The organism is Thiothrix fructosivorans (assembly GCF_017349355.1).
Taxonomy (GTDB): Bacteria; Pseudomonadota; Gammaproteobacteria; order Thiotrichales; family Thiotrichaceae; genus Thiothrix; species Thiothrix fructosivorans.
Genome location: NZ_JAFMPM010000006.1, coordinates 247,578 through 262,764, shown reverse-complemented (window position 1 = coordinate 262,764; position 15,187 = coordinate 247,578). Strand labels below are relative to the sequence as shown.

Sequence of the window (15,187 nt, the reverse complement as noted above, 5' to 3'; positions counted from 1 at the left end):
TCGTTCCTGATTTGTTGAAAGTAGTTTCTCATAAGAAAAATGAATAGAAATGCCCATTCACGACATCCGTAGCATTAGGGGCGATGAGTGGAAAAATCCACGACCAAGGGTGAATCTGTCACCTCCCACTGCCCCTTCGCGACGTTTTCACCTGTTGCACTATTGAACACCAGATAGCTGTATTTGCCGTAATGCGGCAGTTTTGCCAGCAGCTTATCCAAACCATCGGGGCTGGTAGCATCCAGCAACACGATGTTTTGTTGCCCCGCCCGCAAACCCAGTGCCAGCGTATGCAGCCCACAAGTGTAATTCACGCTATTAAGGGTAAACGCAGCATCTGTCATGCGGAACGGTTGCTTGGCACGTTCCAGTAAGCTTTGCAGCGCTGCATTGTCGCCGCCCAGCAAAATCACCGTTCCCGTATCCGGCAAGGGCGCATCGTCGTATTGCACCCGCAAGGTCGGATCACGCGCTTTCAACGCATCCAGCCAGCTTTGCCACGCCAACTGCATCGCTTCATCGGTTTTGCGCGACAGCACGTAGGTTTTGTCGCCCTTACCGTTCATAACGCCGATAGTGGCAGGCATTTCCGCCGCATCCGGCAAGCGGAATAGGTCAAAATCGGGGTCAACTGCCACTTGCACCGGTTTGACGGGGAACGCCAGTTCAAACGTTTGCGTGGCTTGCGTCATCTGCAAGATGTCGGTGCGTTCCGCTTGCTCCCTCGCGAAACGGCTACGCACCGGAATCGCCAGCGGAAACGCTTTGCCACGTTGCCCTTGTTGCAACGTTAGTTGCAAACGGTAGCCTTTAGTCTCTTGCGTTAATGTGTGTGCGGCAATGCTCAAGCTCGGCGCACCTGTGCCTTCCAACCACGTCTGCCGGAAGGTTTTATCCGCCTGCAAGCTATCCAGCAAATTACCAAATGTCGCCGTTTTAAAGCGATACGCCGCGTAAAACTGCTGCAATCCCGCATAAAACGCTTTATCGCCGTTCTGTTGGCGCAGCATGTGAAATAGCATCAGCGACTTGTTGTAGCCAATCGCTTGCGTGGTGTCATCGTGACGGCTACGGAAATGGGTCAGCGGGAAATCATCTTGCGTACCCACAAACGTGGCGTATTTCTGCAAGCCGCTACGGCGGTATTCCGCGCCTTCGCCCACTTGCGCTTTGATACGTTGATCGGCGAGATACGCGGTCAAGCCTTCTGTCCAATTGCCTTGGCTGGCATCGACATACACGCTATTACCCCACCAGTTATGCAAAATTTCATGCGGAAACGACGAGTGCAAAATAAACGGTAAGCGCATCACCCGTGACCCCAGCAGGGTGAACGACGGCATTCCCCAACCCGTTTCCCAGAAGCTTTCCACCGTGGCAAATTTGGCGTAGGGGTAAGCGCCGAGCAGTTTGGAATACTCCGCCAAATACTGGTCGGTGGTTTGCAGGTAACGTTGCGCGAGTGCGTCGTCTTTTTCCTGTAAATACACCAGCGCGGTGGCGTGTTTGCCTGCTTGTTGGTAGACGTGGAACTTGCCTGCCAGGAGGTAAATGCTGTCTTGTGGCTGCGTTTCTGCCCAGCCATCAGCGCTTTGTTGGCCTTGGCTGAGGCTTACCCAACCCTCTGGCAAGGTGGTTTTTAGCGTAAACGTATGCAGTGCATTGCTTGCTTGTGCATACCATTGGCTGTTACCGTCGAGGTAAATTCCCTTGTCATTCAATAACACACAGGCTTGGGTGAGCCATGCGCAATCGGGCGTGGAGGTCAGCCTACCACGGTATTTAAGTGTGATTTCCCGCTGTGTCGCATTAAGTGAAATACTATAGCGGTTAGTCGCGGGCTGGGGCTGTGCTGCTTCCAGCGTAAATGCTGCGCCCAAGGTAAATGCAAACTGCCCATTGACACGCAAACTGTCGGGTACGCGCACGGTATCTTCCACCTGCAAGTCACCTGTTTTAACATCGGGCGTGAGGCGCAGGGTATGATGCAAGACAGGCAAATCGTCTGCTGCGGCGAGCGCAGGCAAATACAAGATAAACAGGACAACAAGATGTTTCAGAATAGACATACAAGGTTTTCTCATCAGGTTAGCTGGATCGTGTTGGCGCTGTGTTGCGGCATGGCGAGTGTCTTGCCGTTGCATACGCAAGCCGATACCGTGCCAGACACAGGCTTGGCGGATGCGTTGGCTTACGTCGAAAAGCAGCCACTTGCTGCCTCTGTATTGGCGGCGTTGCCGCAAAACCGTGTGGTATTTGTCGGCGAAATACACGATCGTTACGACCATCACCTCAATCAGTTGGCGGTATTGCAGGCATTACACCAAAAAAATCCCAACATTGCGATTGGTGTGGAATGGTTTCAGCAGCCGTTTCAAGGTGCTGTGAATGACTTTCTAGCGGGGAAAATCGACGAAACCGCCTTTTTGCGTCAGAGCGAATATTACGAGCGTTGGGGCTACGATTTCCGCCAATTGCGCCCGATTTTGGCATACGCCAAAGCCAACCGTTTGCCGGTAGTGGCATTGAATGCGCCAGTAGAATTAACCCGCAAAGTCTCTAAAGGTGGCTTGGAGGCATTGACGGCGACGGAACGGGCGCAGTTGCCCGCCGTGATTCATCCGCCTTCCGCTGCTTATCGCCAGCAGTTAAAGAAGATTTTTGCGGTGCATTCTGATGACAAACAACAGTTCGAGAACTTCTTGTTGGTACAGCGGATTTGGGAGGAAACGATGGCGCAACAGGCGGTACGTTACCTTGAAAAGCATCCGCAGCATCAGATGGTGGTGTTGGCGGGCGTGGGGCATATTAGCAATGATGCGGGGATTCCGGCGGATGTGGCACGGCATATGCCACAAGCGAAACTGCTGACACTGGCGAGCAGTGATATACCCGCATTGCCTTCCGGTACGGTCGATCAGGTATTAGCCAGCACATCGCTGACGTTACCGCCTTCCGGTAAATTGGGGGTGTTATTGGATACGCAAGACAACGGCTTACACATTACGGCACTGGATAAAAACAGCGCGGCGAGCAAAGCAGGGTTGCAACAAGGGGATCGGTTGGCGCGAGTGGATAATCAGGAATTACACACCATGGCGGACTTGAAATTAGCGCTGGCGCAGCGTCAGGTGGGCGATGCGGTGCAGGTGGCGGTGGAGCGCGGTGGCGCAAAAGCGCCGTTAGCCTATACGGTGGTCTTACAATAGTTTGACGTTACTATCAGAAAAATCTATTTTTTGGATGATAGATGTGAACATTTTGCGCTTTTGGTGCGACACAATCTGAAAGGATCGTTACAACAAAACAGAGCCAGAGGGGCACTCATGTCAGCAAAAGATCTTGCTAATTATTTGGAAAGCCGCGTCGCCATGTTGGGGATGTCTAAATCAGAAACCGCTCGCCGCGCCGATATTTCTCGCCAAACGTGGTATCGATTCCTCAGTGGAGACGTTAACGATGCTAAACTCTCGACCATGATTCGTTTGGCGGATGCGTTGGAAACCACGCCTATGCAGTTGCTACGTTTATATTTTGAGGGAACAGCCAGCCCTGATACAGTGATTGATTTAGGGCATTTACAGGCAGGGAATGAACACTATGCAAGCAAATTTTTGGCACGAACGGTGGGAGCTAAACCAAATCGGGTTTCATCAACCTGAGATTAACAGCCACTTACAGGCATTCTGGGAGCAGATACGCGCACCGGCGGGTAGCCAGATTTTTGTGCCCTTGTGTGGCAAAAGCCGTGACATGCTGTGGTTGCGTTCACAAGGCTTTAACGTCTTAGGTGTGGAACTGAGTGCGATTGCCGTACGCGATTTCTTTGCCGAAAACGCTTTAGAACCGAGCGTGACACAACACGGTGCGTTTGAGCGCTGGGAATGCGATGGCTTAGTCATTTTGTGCGGTGATTTTTTCCAACTGAGCGCGGCGGATGTGGCGGAATGTGCGGGTGTGTTTGACCGTGCGTCGTTGATTGCGCTGCCGCCTGACATGCGGGTGCAATATGCGCAACACCTGATCGCGATTTTGCCACCTGTGCAGACGTTGCTGGTGACGCTTGAATACGATCAAAGCGTGATGCACGGTCCACCGTTTGCGGTGCATGAAGCGGAAGTACGCGAGTTTTATGAGCAAACGTTTACAGTAATACGCTTGCTGGTGGTCGATGCGTTGGACGATTCGCCTAATTTTCGCCAGCGGGGGTTAACCCAATTGGACGAAAAAGTGTACGTGCTGACCCCGCATTAAGGCGGAGTGGTTTGGGCGGTTTGTAAGTATTCTGCGCGTACCTGTTCGACACGGTGTTGCAGTTTGTCGATGAATTCGACGAGTTTTTGCCGTTTACCAGAATCTTCAATCTTGGGTAAGCATTTGTTGGCTTCGGCAAAGTCGGTCAGCATGGCGTAACCGGAGGCAAGTTGCACGAAACTGCTGGAACGCGGTTCAACCCCTTCCGGTAGTTTTGCGCTGAGGGTAGTTGCTGATTCTAGCACTTGGCGGGCGGCGATTTGGTTGCCGAATAGGGCTTGTTCGTTGGCGATGCGAATTAACAGATTCATTTGTGCGGCGAGTGGGGTTAATTCACTGGCTTTCACGATAGCTTGTTGCAGGCTTTTGCCACCTTGTTCCCACTCATCCAACAGTAAATGCGCTTTGCTGATTGCACCGAGAATCAGGGCTTGCTGGGTGATGTCTTGGGTTTGGGTGAGTTCTTGCTGAATGCGGGCAATGGTTTGGCGGGCATTTTCTGTTTTTTGTTGCTGCAATTGCCACTCGGCAATGTCTAGCAGCAGCAGGGTGCGTGGGTAAGCTTCTTGCGTGCGGGTGATCAGCGTTTCGGTGAGATCAACCTCATCCAATTTCAGCAATTGTTGGATACGGCGGCGGTTTTCGGTGTGTTCTTCTTGGCTGATTTGGAAGCGCATTGGCGTTAATTGTTGACCTTCCATTTCTGATATAGCGCTTGCAGAAACATCGGTTTGGACTTTCTTTTCGGTGGCTGCCACGGGTGTTTCGGGTGCTTGCGTATCGGCTTTGAGCGCTGCGGTGATTTGGGTTTCGCTGGCTGCGGTAGTGTCTGCGGCGGATTCGGGCGTTGCTGCTGTGGTGGTTTCACTTGGCTCAGACGCTGGCATATTGCCTAATTTTTCGCTGATAGCATTGGCTTTTTCCACGGCTTTGTCGAGTGCGGCGGATTGGGCTGCTTCTTTATCGGCTTGGGCTTTGGCGGCTATTTCTGCTTGTTGCGCTAATTCTGCGGGAGTGGGTTGGTTGTAGTAATACAAACCACCAAAAGCGATGCTGAAAGCGGCGACCACGCCCGCGATTTTGATGCCGATGTTATCGGGTTTTTCAGCAAGACCGAGGTGTTTACGTGCCTCTTGTTGCAACATGGCTTCTTCGTCGAGTTTGGCACGTTCTAAGACTTCGCGGATGCGTTTGGCGCGGTCGTTATCATTGCGCTGGCTTTCACTTTGAACCACTTGTTGGAAACGCTGCTTTTTTTGGTAGCGTTCACCGACAATGCCACAGGCTTCGCACGCATCCATCCGTCCAATGTTGCTGGTTTTGAGCTTGGCTTGTTTGTGACCGCAAGCTGGGCAGGTGTACGTTGCTGCCTCGCTGGTATCGTCTGTTTCGAGGTCTTTGGGGACGATTTGTAGCGTGGGGCGTAGGAGACATTGCACGCCTAATGTGCTGAGCTTTTGGCTAATCGCTTGTGCTTCGTCTGTGCCGATATTATCGCGAATAGACACCATGCCGTTATTAAACAGCAGCGCATCGGATAGCTTGAATTCGAGGTGGGCGCTGTGGTCGTTCAGCAGGGTGAGGATGTCCCGCACCAGTGTTTCGACGGATTTTTCGGAGGTATGCCCAACGACTACAAGGTCAACCAGTTGTGATTCTGACATGCGCTTTACTCAGTTTTTTTAAAAGGGTAGCGGTCAGGTATCGGCTTGTAAACCTTAGGCAGATGAACGTGCTAGCGTTCGGTCGGTTTCTTGGGGTGTGTTGTGCAAGTGCAGCATTCAGGGACGGGATCTTCGCCACCTTCGTGCCAGGGGTTGCAACGCCCAATGCGCCGGATCGCAAGCCAACTGCCTTTGAGTGCGCCGTGTTGCTCAATGGCGGCTTTGGCGTAGTGCGAACAGGTGGGGTAGAAGCGGCAATTGCTCCCCAGCAGCGGGCTGAGGAACAATTGGTAGAAGCGGATGATGGCGATGAGGAGGTGTTTCATGCTGCTATGGTAGCAGAAATGGTTCAGGTAAAAGCTAACTCAAACGCACGGAGATTCACTAGCATGGTCGCGTTGGCTGGAATCGAAAAGCTGATATGCTGGAAAGCGTGTGCATAACGCCCATTGTCGCCCAAATACGCTGCAAATAGGGCGGCGATGTATTCAGGGTCATTACCAAACACTCCGCATCCCCATGCCCCCAATACCAATGCATCACAGCCTTGCTCGGCGGCAACTTCCAGAAAATGCGCGATACGTTGCGCTAACACCGCGTTGATATTGCCTAAACTCTTCGGCTCATTGCGTGCCATTGAACCACGATTGGGAGCAGCACTGGTGATGAAATCCACCGTATACGGTGTGTCGAGCAATTGCCCGTCGTCATGGCGAAACACTACGCATTGCGGTGAATAAATCACATGATCGCTATACAACAAGCTGCGTTCAACATGCTGATGATGCGCGTAATAAGCGGGACACTGTTGCAGGCTGGCGTACAGCGTGCTGCTGCGTGCCAAACTTTCTTCCTGCGCTTGGCTACCCCCCAGAAAACCACCGCCTGGATGTTTCGCCGAGGCAAAATTTAACACGCCAATTTTTTGAAATTGCTGGGTGTTATACAGGCGTTGCGCTCCTGCCAAGGTGGTTTCATTCACCACCTCTACTGTGGTTGCGGCGGCTTGGGCAAGCGGCAAGCGTAGCTGTTCATCAGGCGTATACAAGCGGGTCAGTTGCTGAGTGCGTTGCATCGCAGCAGCGATGTCGATGCGTTTGCCTTGGCTATTGATGTAATGCCCAGCTTGCAAAATGCTCAAGGTTTCCTGTGCCACGCGCACGCGCTCAATGCGCTTGTCATTGACGTTATGCGATGTGGGGCGCTGGTATTTTTGCGGCACATGCGGTTCGCAAATCTGCCACGCTTGCTGAATTTCGCGGGAGGCGCGTTCCAAGTGCAGGCTGCATTCTTTCAAATGCCCACCCAGCTTGAAGCGTTGCCGTGCGAGGTCAGCATTCGCATCCCGATGGAGTTTTTCACTCAGTAAGTGCAATAAATCCGCAAGTGAATCGTAAAACAAGTCGCCGATTTCCTCGGCTAATTGTTCCGAGCTACCTTGGTAGTGTTTGGGGGTATGGGTGTGCTTCAAGCTTGATTACTCCTTGTGCGAATCACATCAAATGACGCAGTTGTGCGGCAAGTGCTTGAACAGAATACACAATTTCAACATCAGGACGCACTAGCCGCGTTTGCAATTCCACATCGGCGATGCGGGCGTAATCGGGATGCACACCCACAAACAACGGTTTCGTCGTCATTGACCACGCACCCAATTCGTATAGCGTAATCGGGCAAAGTGTTTCTGCTGGAAACCAAAATAGAATCGCGGTGGCTTTGCGTAAATATTCATGCTCCCATTGAATTTGAAAGACCGAGGCTGAAGGATCATCAATGGGGAAATTCGGGCGCAGTGGGTTAAACAGGGTTTGAAACAGTTACCATAAAATCTATCTAAATCTATGCAAACTTCATCATTTTGGTTAGGTTTATAAAGGCGTAGTGCCGTTTATCCGTAAAGGATAGCAGCAAAAGCACGGATGACTAGACAACTATCACACCGTGCTGCATTCTGTTTGCCATGATTATCAGCCACAAAATCCGCCTCAACCCCAACAATAAGCAAGCCACGTACTTGGCGAAAGCCGCAGGTACAGCGCGGTTTGCCTACAACTGGGCATTGGCGGAATGGCAAATCCAATACGCGGCGTGGAAGGAAGACAACAGCCAGCCAAAGCCCAACCAGATGTTGCTACGTCGCCAACTCAACAGCATCAAGCGCGAACAATTCCCGTGGATGCTGGAAGTCACCAAAAATGCCCCGCAAATGGCAATTATCCAACTCGGCGCAGCCTTCAAAAACTTCTTTGCAGGACGTGCCAAGTACCCGCAATTCAAAAAGAAAGGCAAAAGCCGCGACAGTTTCACCCTCACCAACGACCAGTTTGCTATCGACGCATCCCGCATCCGCATTCCCAACCTTGGGTTAGTACGGATGCGGGAAACGTTACGCTTTTCCGGTAAAATCCTCTCTGCCACGGTTTCCCGCAACGCTGATCAGTGGTTTGCCAGCATCACCGTGGATACGGATCAAAACCACCTCCCGCCTGCCGAAAACCAAGGCACGGTGGGGGTGGATTTGGGCGTATCTGCACTGGCAACCCTGTCAACGGGGGAAAAAGTGGTCGGAGCGAAACCGCATAAAGCCTTGCTTTCCCGCCTACAACGGCTATCCCGCAGCTTGTCACGCAAAGTCAAAGGCAGTGCCAACCGCCACAAGGCGAAACAGAAGTTGGCAAAACTTCACGCACGTATCGCCAACATCCGCCAAAACAGTTTGCACCAACTCACCACGGATTTGACCCGCCGTTTCCACACCGTCGGCATTGAAGATTTGAACGTGTCAGGCATGGTGAAAAACCGCCATTTATCCCGTGCGATCAGTGATATGGGATTTTTCGAGTTCCGGCGGCAACTGGAATACAAAGCCGATAGGCGGGGTGCGGTGGTCGTGGTGGCTGATCGGTTTTTTGCCTCCAGCAAGACGTGTTCTGCTTCTGGCTGTGGGCATAAAGTGGACAAGCTGCCGCTGTCGGTACGTGAATGGACTTGCCCCCTTTGTGGTGTAGTCCATGACCGTGACATCAATGCCGCCAAAAATTTGGAAAAATATGCCGTGAGTTCCACGGTGTCTGCCTGTGGAGGGGAAGGCGCTGGCTCTCGGTGCAAACCGAAGGTGAAACCAGCCCCAATGAAGCAGGAATTTAACCGCAAACTTGACCTTGGTTAAGTTTGTATAAGTTTAAAGGAACGGTTAGATTGCTATCCATCAGTTGTGCCACGACCTCCGCTCGCCAATCTCGACAGCCGGTAATGCCACCCGCAAGAAATACAGATTCTCCAATAGCCTCGCCAGTATTCGGAATTTCTATATAATTCATTCTTGGTTGCTCCGAGTGCGAATCACATCAAAACCATCATCCACCAACAACTCACCGTTGCGGAACACAGGGCGCAACAAATTGCTTTCCCACGACAGCGCATCTTCACGAATCGTTTTGAGCACGCCCGCATCCCTAATCACCGCGAGCCGCCCACGCTTGGAATGCTTGCCGGAATCCGTCACCGGCTGCTTATACACATCGCGCCACGCGCCATTGATTTGCATCGCCGAAGCCTTCATCGCAAAGCGCAAGGTATCGCGATTGACCTTCTGCAATAGCCCGCCACCCATGCCAAACGCGACATTTTCGGTAGAAAAACCCGCCTGTTGAATGCGTTGCAAAATCACGCCGATGGAATCCACATCCACCCCATCGCCCTGAATCACGCGCACGCAATCGCTCAATACCTTATAACCCTTGCTGTTCACGTGCCCGCCGAATGCGGCATACAAACGTTCCAGTACTTCCGGCACGATGTCTTCCGGCACACCGGAATCGGGGCGAATCACCACGGTTGCGCCGCTGTTTTCGACTTGCGCCCGCAATTGCCTGCCCCAAATCTCGGAAACGGCGTGGTAAATGTCGTAGGAATCGGAGACGACCGCGAGCAATTTCCCCGCTTGCCCGAATTGTTGCAGCATATTGGCGTAAGCATCGGCTTCGCCTGCGCGTCCCCATGCCGTGATGGTGGAATGTTCTGCCGCCGGAATCGAAAAGCCTGCCATGTCCGCACCGTAATATTTACGTGCAGCTAGTAATGCCACGACCGTATCGCCACCCATGAAATTGACCAAGTGCGCCATACCGCCGAGGGCTGCGGATTCGTGCGAAGACACCCCGCGTGCGCCAAAATCATGCAACTTGAACGGCAATTCTGCCACCGGATTGTCGCAAGTATTTTCAAGGGATTGGCGAATACTTTGCTTCACCTGCCACGACAACGTGGCAACGGTGGTCGGATACCACACCGCCCGCAGCAACGCCGTTTCCAGATACGATGTCAACCAAAACGCTTGCGGGTCAGTATTGCGGATTTGCACCAGCGCGTTGCCGGTCGGAGCAACCATGCCTTCGGGTAACGCTTGGATTTCAATCGGCAAAAAACCGCCGTATTGCTGCACAATCTGTTCCCAGCCTTGGCGGAAAAATGGCACACCGTGCGCGGCAAATAATGCCTCTGCTTCATCAATATCCGCCGTGGTGACAGGTTTGAGCAGGTATTCCTTGATGAACGCCTGCAAGCCAAAGAACAACGTTTGCGGGAATTGCCCACCGCGTGACTCGATGTAGGATGACACCACTTGCGTCCCTGCCGGGTATTGCAAAAAGTGGCTGGCTTTGTAGCTGTCAGTGTTGAGAATCAAGTTAGTGAACATAGGAAATCCTCCTGTGTTGAGTTAAACGCCGGTCTATCCAGCGTGGAGAGAGAGAATAGTTACCCAATCATCGTTTTGATGATCTGGAAATGGTCTTCAAACAGCCGTTCGGGATCGAGATCGCCCAACGGCATCCAGAAAGCGTGCTGCGCATCATCGCCACCTTTCACTTTCGGCAAGCCGTGCGCATCCGCTTTAAGTTCAATCAGGAACGCATGGGTAATGGTGCGCCCTCGTGCCGAACGATACGGATCGTCAAATACTTGCTCTTTCACAATCGACCCCGCCAATACGGGTGCAGGCACTTTGATGCGGGTTTCTTCGCGCAATTCGCGGATGACGGCATCGCGCAGCTTTTCGTGCGGGTCAAGGAAACCGCCGGGTAATGCCCATTGCCCTTTGCCGGGGCGAGCTTTGCGTTCGATCAGCAAGATGTGTCCGGCTTGCACCACCACTGCATCCACGGTAACAAACGTCGGCGCGTAGGGTGCGGCTTCCCAACCTTTGCGGTACTGGTTAACGAATTCCCACTCGCTAGCAATGTGCTGAAAGGTGTCAGATTCGCGGAAGGTTTCCAGCCAGTTTTGCACCGCTGGCGGCATCTCGCCATTTGCAGCACCCCGTTGGAAATACTGTTCACGCAACGGCGTAGACGATACCCCTCGCACGTTTTCCACTGCGACCGATTGCCATTGCGGAAACATCGACAGGTAATAGGAACTGTGGTCTTTGCTATGCCCAATCAGGCCGATACGCGGCGCGGCACTGCCAACTTTGGGCGGGAAACGGCACGTAATGCCGTGTACGGATTGTTGCACACGGGTAATCCAGCCTTGCTCGTTGTAGGTATCATCCAGCAATGGCGCAAGCATCAAACGTTCGCCTGTTTCAGGAAACGTGGCACGGATAAACGTTTCACGTTCGGTAAATGTCCACGGATTCCGCAAAGTACGCGGCTGGCAACTCGAACCGACCAGCACAATCACGCGCTCGGCACGTTGCAACGCGGTTTCCACCACGGCTTGATGACCCGTATGAAACGGTTGGAAACGACCAATGAAGACCAGAAAATCAAAATCAGGTTTGAACATGTCAGTAAGCTCCTTACTGAGAATGGTTGAGCTTGGTCTATCCAAGCTGTTTATGATTAAACGCGCATTGTCACGGTGCGTCAATGCCAAATATCTGCCAATTCGTACCGTTTAAATGTTAGAATTTTCAACATAGAAGGGCTAAAACGTCTCGCGGGGGCTAGGCATGTTAGAGAATCAGAACTTTTGGCTGGAAATCGTCAAAATAATACCGTCTTTTTTATGGGTCATCGGCGCATTTATCGCGCTATTTTTGTGGTATGACCTGCATTCACGCCAAACGCTGGCGGGTTATTACGCGCAGCAAGTGCAGGATACGGCGAGCGATTTGCGCTACGTGGAACGGGCTTTTGAGGATGTCCTCAAAGTTGCGCACAAAAATCCGCATTGGCATGTGGAAGTGGCAGATTCCGATAAAACCCAAATGGTACAGCGCTTGCGCCGCAATCGGGATGTGTTACGCGAACGGCGCGTGCTGTGGCTGGATGATCGCCCCGATACGCTCGCGAACGAAATTCGTTTGTTCCAACAATTGGGGGTGGAAGTCGAAACGGTAACAGCGGTGGGCGATGCGCTAGGGCATTTGCGCATGGGGCATTTCGATTTGCTGATCTCGGATATTGCTCGCTCTGAAGGGCAATCGAATGGTTTAGCGACCTTGCAAACGCTGCACGATCATCATCCCACGCTACCGGCTTTGTTTTACGTGGGTAATTTCAATGTGCAGGACGGCGTGCCGCTGGGCGCATTTGGCATCACCAATCGCCCCGATGAATTGCTGCATTTGGTGTTGGATATTGTCGAACGTAAACCACCGCGTATTGAGATTTTATAGGTTGGGGTGCTGACACTAATTCAACGCCTTCAACGTCAGCGATAAACTAGCCAGCAATAACAACACCCCAATCAGGCGCGTCATGTGCGTTTGCGTCAATCCCGTATGCACATGACCGCCTACCCACAGCGCTCCCAACATCAGGGGCAAGGCAAACAACGCATTCCACCACACCGTTTGCGCCATCAGCAAACCAGCGACAAAAAACGTTACAATCCGCACTGCACCTTCAATAAAAAACAGTGCCGAAAACGTCGCACGCAACAATGTTTTATCCTGAATCCGGTGATTCAAATAAATCACATACGGCGGCCCACCTGTGCCAAACAGCCCGCCCACCGTACCGCCCGTGAACGAAGCCGGTATTGCCCACCACGCCGATACCGGCTTTTCACCCTTCAAATTCAACAAACTGCGCACCGCAAACACGGCAATAAACGCCGCCAAAATCAGTAACATCGGTGTAAGCGGCAAATTCACCAGCAATTGCGTGCCGACAATCACCCCGATCAAGCTGAAGGGAATCAACATACCCACTTCACGCCATTGCACCCGTTTCAAATCCAGCCCGCCCATGACTAACGACGCGGTGAAGTCCAGCAGCAAAATCAGCGGCACAACGAAGGTTAACGGCAGAAACAACGCCAGCAACGGCACCGCAATTAACCCCGACCCAAACCCCGTAATGCCGCGAATAAAATACGCCAGCACCACAATCGCCGTTGCAGCGGCATACTGCCAAACGTCCATCAAGCGTACAGCGTTTTAGGGTCAATCAACACATCGCGGTCAATAATCACTTGATCGCCTTCCACCTTATTGTAGAAGCACGAACGCCGTCCGGTATGGCAAGCAGGCCCGGTCTGATCGACCAGCAGCAACAGCGTGTCGGCATCACAGTCAAAGCGGAATTCCTTCAACACCTGCATCTGCCCCGACGATTCGCCCTTGCGCCAGAACTTATTGCGCGAACGTGACCAATAGCACACCCGCCCCGTTTCCAGTGTTTCCGCAATACTGGCACGATTCATCCACGCCATCATTAGCACTTCGTGCGTGTCGAATTGCTGGGCAATCGCGGGGATCAAGCCATCGCTGTTGTATTTGAGGGCGTCGAGGGTTTCGGTCAATGTCATGGAAATTCCTGTTTCGGCAGTCAGTTAGTGGTGCGAGTATACCAGCATGTTGTAGGATGTGACCCATCCCTGACTATGATGAAATAAACGACACATGATAACCCTGTACCAATTCAATTCCTGCCCGTTTTGCTGGAAAGTAAAAGCCTTCCTCAACTACACCAAGATCCCGTATGACGTGGTGGAAGTGACCCCGTTTGGGATGAAAGAGCTGGATTTCACCGACCATAAAAAAGTCCCCGTGCTGAAAGATGACGCGGAAATTGTGGTCGAATCCAGTGCGATTGTGCATTACTTGAATGACAACTACGCGCATTTATTGCCTGCTCCGCAGGATGACGAATGGCAGGCTTGGGTGGATAACACCTTGGTGCATTACTTGCCCCCCTTGATTCACCCTAACATTGGCAAGTCGTTTCACAACCTTGGTTTGGTGATGACGGGGAGTAAGGATGGCGCGGTTAAGCGTTTCTTCGTGCGGCTGGTCGGTGCAATGGTGATGCCGCGTGTCGCCAATAAAATGAAGCTGAAACACACTATTCAGAATCCTGCTGCCGAATTTCAAACTGCTTTAGCGCATTGGGTTGATAAGGGGTTAGCTGGCAAAGACTTTTATGCGGGTGAACAACCGGGTTTGGTGGATACCAGCGTGTTTGGCGTGTTGCGTTCCGCGCAAGGCATGGGGATTTTGGAAACAGCCGCTGTGACGAATCCGGCGTTTGGGCGGTGGTATGAGGCGTGTCGGGGGATGATGGGCGCGTAATTTACCTGTGCCGCTGGGCTGGATCATTTTTACTTGATTGCCAGCATGTCAGCGAACTACACTTGTAGTACATCTGTATTACAGGGGGTATCACCATGAGTATTTCGATTCGTCTGGATAAATCGGTAGAGGAAAGCCTGCGGCAGCGTTTGCAGTTTGAAGGTATTTCGTTGTCGAATTTTATCCGTGAAGCTGTCTGCGAGAAACTTTCCCGTTACGAAAACCGCCCGACACCCTATGAGCTGGGTGAACCTATGTTCGGGCGTTATAGCAGTGGGCGTGACGATCTCAGCATTAATCGCAAAGCCTTGTTACGGGAGAAGCTGAATGCTAAACATCGTCGTTGATAGCGGGGTATTCATTGCTTTATTTGATGGTAGCGACCGTTATCATGCACAGGCAAAGCACTTCATTAAACACGTTCGAGGCAGATTGCACACCAATTTGCCGGTCATTACGGAAGTTGTCCACATGTTGGATTTTTCACAGCAAGCACAACAGGATTTTCTGCTGTGGGTGAATCAAGCCGTGCAAATCGACGCAAGCACGGTAGGCGATTGGGAACGCATTCTGACGTTATTGAAGAAATACGCTGATTTGCCTGCTGACTTTGCCGATGCTTCCCTGATTGGTTTGTGTGAGCGTATCAACACCCGCACGGTGGCAAGTGTTGACAGCGATTTTACGGTTTACCGCGACTATGCGCGTAACCATTTTACCAATGTGTTCTGGGAGACTTAGCCAT

Annotated in this window: 17 protein-coding genes; 8 read left to right on the top strand and 9 right to left on the bottom strand. The window is 52.1% G+C overall.

The features are described 5' to 3' along the window. Window positions 1-74: 74 nt before the first annotated feature. On the bottom strand, window positions 75-2,069 hold the full coding sequence (locus tag J1836_RS04430) for a M1 family metallopeptidase (RefSeq protein ID WP_207249875.1): 1,995 nt from the start codon (window positions 2,067-2,069) through the stop codon (window positions 75-77). A gap of 30 nt (window positions 2,070-2,099) precedes the next feature. Between J1836_RS04430 and J1836_RS04425 the strand changes: the two genes are divergently transcribed. The 3 genes from J1836_RS04425 (at window position 2,100) to J1836_RS04415 (ending at window position 4,254) form a co-directional block, all read left to right on the top strand. Further along, window positions 2,100-3,209: a ChaN family lipoprotein gene (locus J1836_RS04425; protein WP_242632728.1), complete on the top strand. Its 1,110-nt coding sequence runs from the start codon at window positions 2,100-2,102 to the stop codon at window positions 3,207-3,209. 117 nt (window positions 3,210-3,326) lie between these two features. Next, window positions 3,327-3,662 carry a helix-turn-helix domain-containing protein gene (locus J1836_RS04420; RefSeq protein WP_207249873.1) on the top strand — a complete coding sequence of 112 codons (336 nt, stop codon included), beginning with the start codon at window positions 3,327-3,329 and terminating at the stop codon, window positions 3,660-3,662. After that, window positions 3,601-4,254 carry a thiopurine S-methyltransferase gene (locus J1836_RS04415; RefSeq protein WP_207249872.1) on the top strand — a complete coding sequence of 218 codons (654 nt, stop codon included), beginning with the start codon at window positions 3,601-3,603 and terminating at the stop codon, window positions 4,252-4,254. The genes J1836_RS04420 and J1836_RS04415 overlap by 62 nt, the downstream gene beginning before the upstream one ends. On the opposite strand, the gene J1836_RS04410 is transcribed toward J1836_RS04415, so the two are convergent. The 4 genes from J1836_RS04410 to J1836_RS21750 form a co-directional block, all read right to left on the bottom strand. Beyond that, a complete protein-coding gene (locus J1836_RS04410; RefSeq protein WP_207249871.1) occupies window positions 4,251-5,918 on the bottom strand; it encodes a hypothetical protein in 1,668 nt (555 codons plus the stop codon). The genes J1836_RS04415 and J1836_RS04410 overlap by 4 nt on opposite strands. A 71-nt stretch (window positions 5,919-5,989) precedes the next feature. Then, window positions 5,990-6,244 carry a membrane protein insertion efficiency factor YidD gene (gene yidD, locus J1836_RS04405; protein WP_207249870.1) on the bottom strand — a complete coding sequence of 85 codons (255 nt, stop codon included), beginning with the start codon at window positions 6,242-6,244 and terminating at the stop codon, window positions 5,990-5,992. 23 nt (window positions 6,245-6,267) lie between these two features. Further along, window positions 6,268-7,389 carry a TIGR02452 family protein gene (locus tag J1836_RS04400; RefSeq protein WP_242632727.1) on the bottom strand — a complete coding sequence of 374 codons (1,122 nt, stop codon included), beginning with the start codon at window positions 7,387-7,389 and terminating at the stop codon, window positions 6,268-6,270. 22 nt (window positions 7,390-7,411) lie between these two features. Further along, window positions 7,412-7,723, bottom strand: a complete 312-nt coding sequence (locus J1836_RS21750; RefSeq protein WP_278189484.1) for a nucleoside 2-deoxyribosyltransferase domain-containing protein — start codon at window positions 7,721-7,723, stop codon at window positions 7,412-7,414. A gap of 155 nt (window positions 7,724-7,878) precedes the next feature. Between J1836_RS21750 and J1836_RS04390 the strand changes: the two genes are divergently transcribed. Then, window positions 7,879-9,087, top strand: a complete 1,209-nt coding sequence (locus J1836_RS04390; protein ID WP_207249869.1) for an RNA-guided endonuclease InsQ/TnpB family protein — start codon at window positions 7,879-7,881, stop codon at window positions 9,085-9,087. Between the two features lie 147 nt (window positions 9,088-9,234). Here J1836_RS04390 and J1836_RS04385 read toward each other — a convergent pair whose 3' ends face one another. Continuing rightward, a complete protein-coding gene (locus J1836_RS04385) occupies window positions 9,235-10,617 on the bottom strand; it encodes a nicotinate phosphoribosyltransferase (protein ID WP_207249868.1) in 1,383 nt (460 codons plus the stop codon). Window positions 10,618-10,676: 59 nt separating this feature from the next. After that, complete coding sequence (locus tag J1836_RS04380) at window positions 10,677-11,708, bottom strand: bifunctional nicotinamide-nucleotide adenylyltransferase/Nudix hydroxylase (RefSeq protein WP_207249867.1); 1,032 nt, start codon at window positions 11,706-11,708, stop codon at window positions 10,677-10,679. 166 nt (window positions 11,709-11,874) lie between these two features. Here J1836_RS04380 and J1836_RS04375 point away from each other — a divergent pair, with 166 nt between their 5' ends. Next, complete coding sequence (locus J1836_RS04375) at window positions 11,875-12,543, top strand: response regulator (protein ID WP_207249866.1); 669 nt, start codon at window positions 11,875-11,877, stop codon at window positions 12,541-12,543. A gap of 15 nt (window positions 12,544-12,558) precedes the next feature. Here J1836_RS04375 and J1836_RS04370 read toward each other — a convergent pair whose 3' ends face one another. After that, window positions 12,559-13,293 carry a sulfite exporter TauE/SafE family protein gene (locus J1836_RS04370; RefSeq protein ID WP_207249865.1) on the bottom strand — a complete coding sequence of 245 codons (735 nt, stop codon included), beginning with the start codon at window positions 13,291-13,293 and terminating at the stop codon, window positions 12,559-12,561. Beyond that, window positions 13,293-13,679, bottom strand: coding sequence for a phosphoribosyl-AMP cyclohydrolase (gene hisI / locus J1836_RS04365; protein ID WP_242632725.1), 387 nt, complete (start codon window positions 13,677-13,679; stop codon window positions 13,293-13,295). Before hisI ends, J1836_RS04370 begins: the two co-directional genes overlap by 1 nt. Window positions 13,680-13,773: 94 nt before the next feature. Here hisI and J1836_RS04360 point away from each other — a divergent pair, with 94 nt between their 5' ends. From J1836_RS04360 to J1836_RS04350, 3 genes are all read left to right on the top strand, one after another. Further along, complete coding sequence (locus tag J1836_RS04360) at window positions 13,774-14,442, top strand: glutathione S-transferase family protein (protein WP_207249864.1); 669 nt, start codon at window positions 13,774-13,776, stop codon at window positions 14,440-14,442. Window positions 14,443-14,537: 95 nt separating this feature from the next. Then, window positions 14,538-14,789, top strand: coding sequence for a DUF6290 family protein (locus tag J1836_RS04355; RefSeq protein WP_207249863.1), 252 nt, complete (start codon window positions 14,538-14,540; stop codon window positions 14,787-14,789). After that, window positions 14,770-15,183, top strand: coding sequence for a type II toxin-antitoxin system VapC family toxin (locus J1836_RS04350; protein ID WP_207249862.1), 414 nt, complete (start codon window positions 14,770-14,772; stop codon window positions 15,181-15,183). Before J1836_RS04355 ends, J1836_RS04350 begins: the two co-directional genes overlap by 20 nt. Window positions 15,184-15,187 lie beyond the last annotated feature (4 nt).

Coding starts and splice junctions, on each gene's coding strand:
- J1836_RS04430 (WP_207249875.1), bottom strand. CDS start 2,069: ATGTCTATTCTGAAACATCTTGTTGTCCTGTTTATCTTGTATTTGCCT.
- J1836_RS04420 (WP_207249873.1), top strand. CDS start 3,327: ATGTCAGCAAAAGATCTTGCTAATTATTTGGAAAGCCGCGTCGCCATG.
- J1836_RS04415 (WP_207249872.1), top strand. CDS start 3,601: ATGCAAGCAAATTTTTGGCACGAACGGTGGGAGCTAAACCAAATCGGG.
- J1836_RS04410 (WP_207249871.1), bottom strand. CDS start 5,918: ATGTCAGAATCACAACTGGTTGACCTTGTAGTCGTTGGGCATACCTCC.
- yidD (WP_207249870.1), bottom strand. CDS start 6,244: ATGAAACACCTCCTCATCGCCATCATCCGCTTCTACCAATTGTTCCTC.
- J1836_RS04390 (WP_207249869.1), top strand. CDS start 7,879: ATGATTATCAGCCACAAAATCCGCCTCAACCCCAACAATAAGCAAGCC.
- J1836_RS04385 (WP_207249868.1), bottom strand. CDS start 10,617: ATGTTCACTAACTTGATTCTCAACACTGACAGCTACAAAGCCAGCCAC.
- J1836_RS04380 (WP_207249867.1), bottom strand. CDS start 11,708: ATGTTCAAACCTGATTTTGATTTTCTGGTCTTCATTGGTCGTTTCCAA.
- J1836_RS04375 (WP_207249866.1), top strand. CDS start 11,875: ATGTTAGAGAATCAGAACTTTTGGCTGGAAATCGTCAAAATAATACCG.
- J1836_RS04370 (WP_207249865.1), bottom strand. CDS start 13,293: ATGGACGTTTGGCAGTATGCCGCTGCAACGGCGATTGTGGTGCTGGCG.
- hisI (WP_242632725.1), bottom strand. CDS start 13,679: ATGACATTGACCGAAACCCTCGACGCCCTCAAATACAACAGCGATGGC.
- J1836_RS04360 (WP_207249864.1), top strand. CDS start 13,774: ATGATAACCCTGTACCAATTCAATTCCTGCCCGTTTTGCTGGAAAGTA.
- J1836_RS04355 (WP_207249863.1), top strand. CDS start 14,538: ATGAGTATTTCGATTCGTCTGGATAAATCGGTAGAGGAAAGCCTGCGG.
- J1836_RS04350 (WP_207249862.1), top strand. CDS start 14,770: ATGCTAAACATCGTCGTTGATAGCGGGGTATTCATTGCTTTATTTGAT.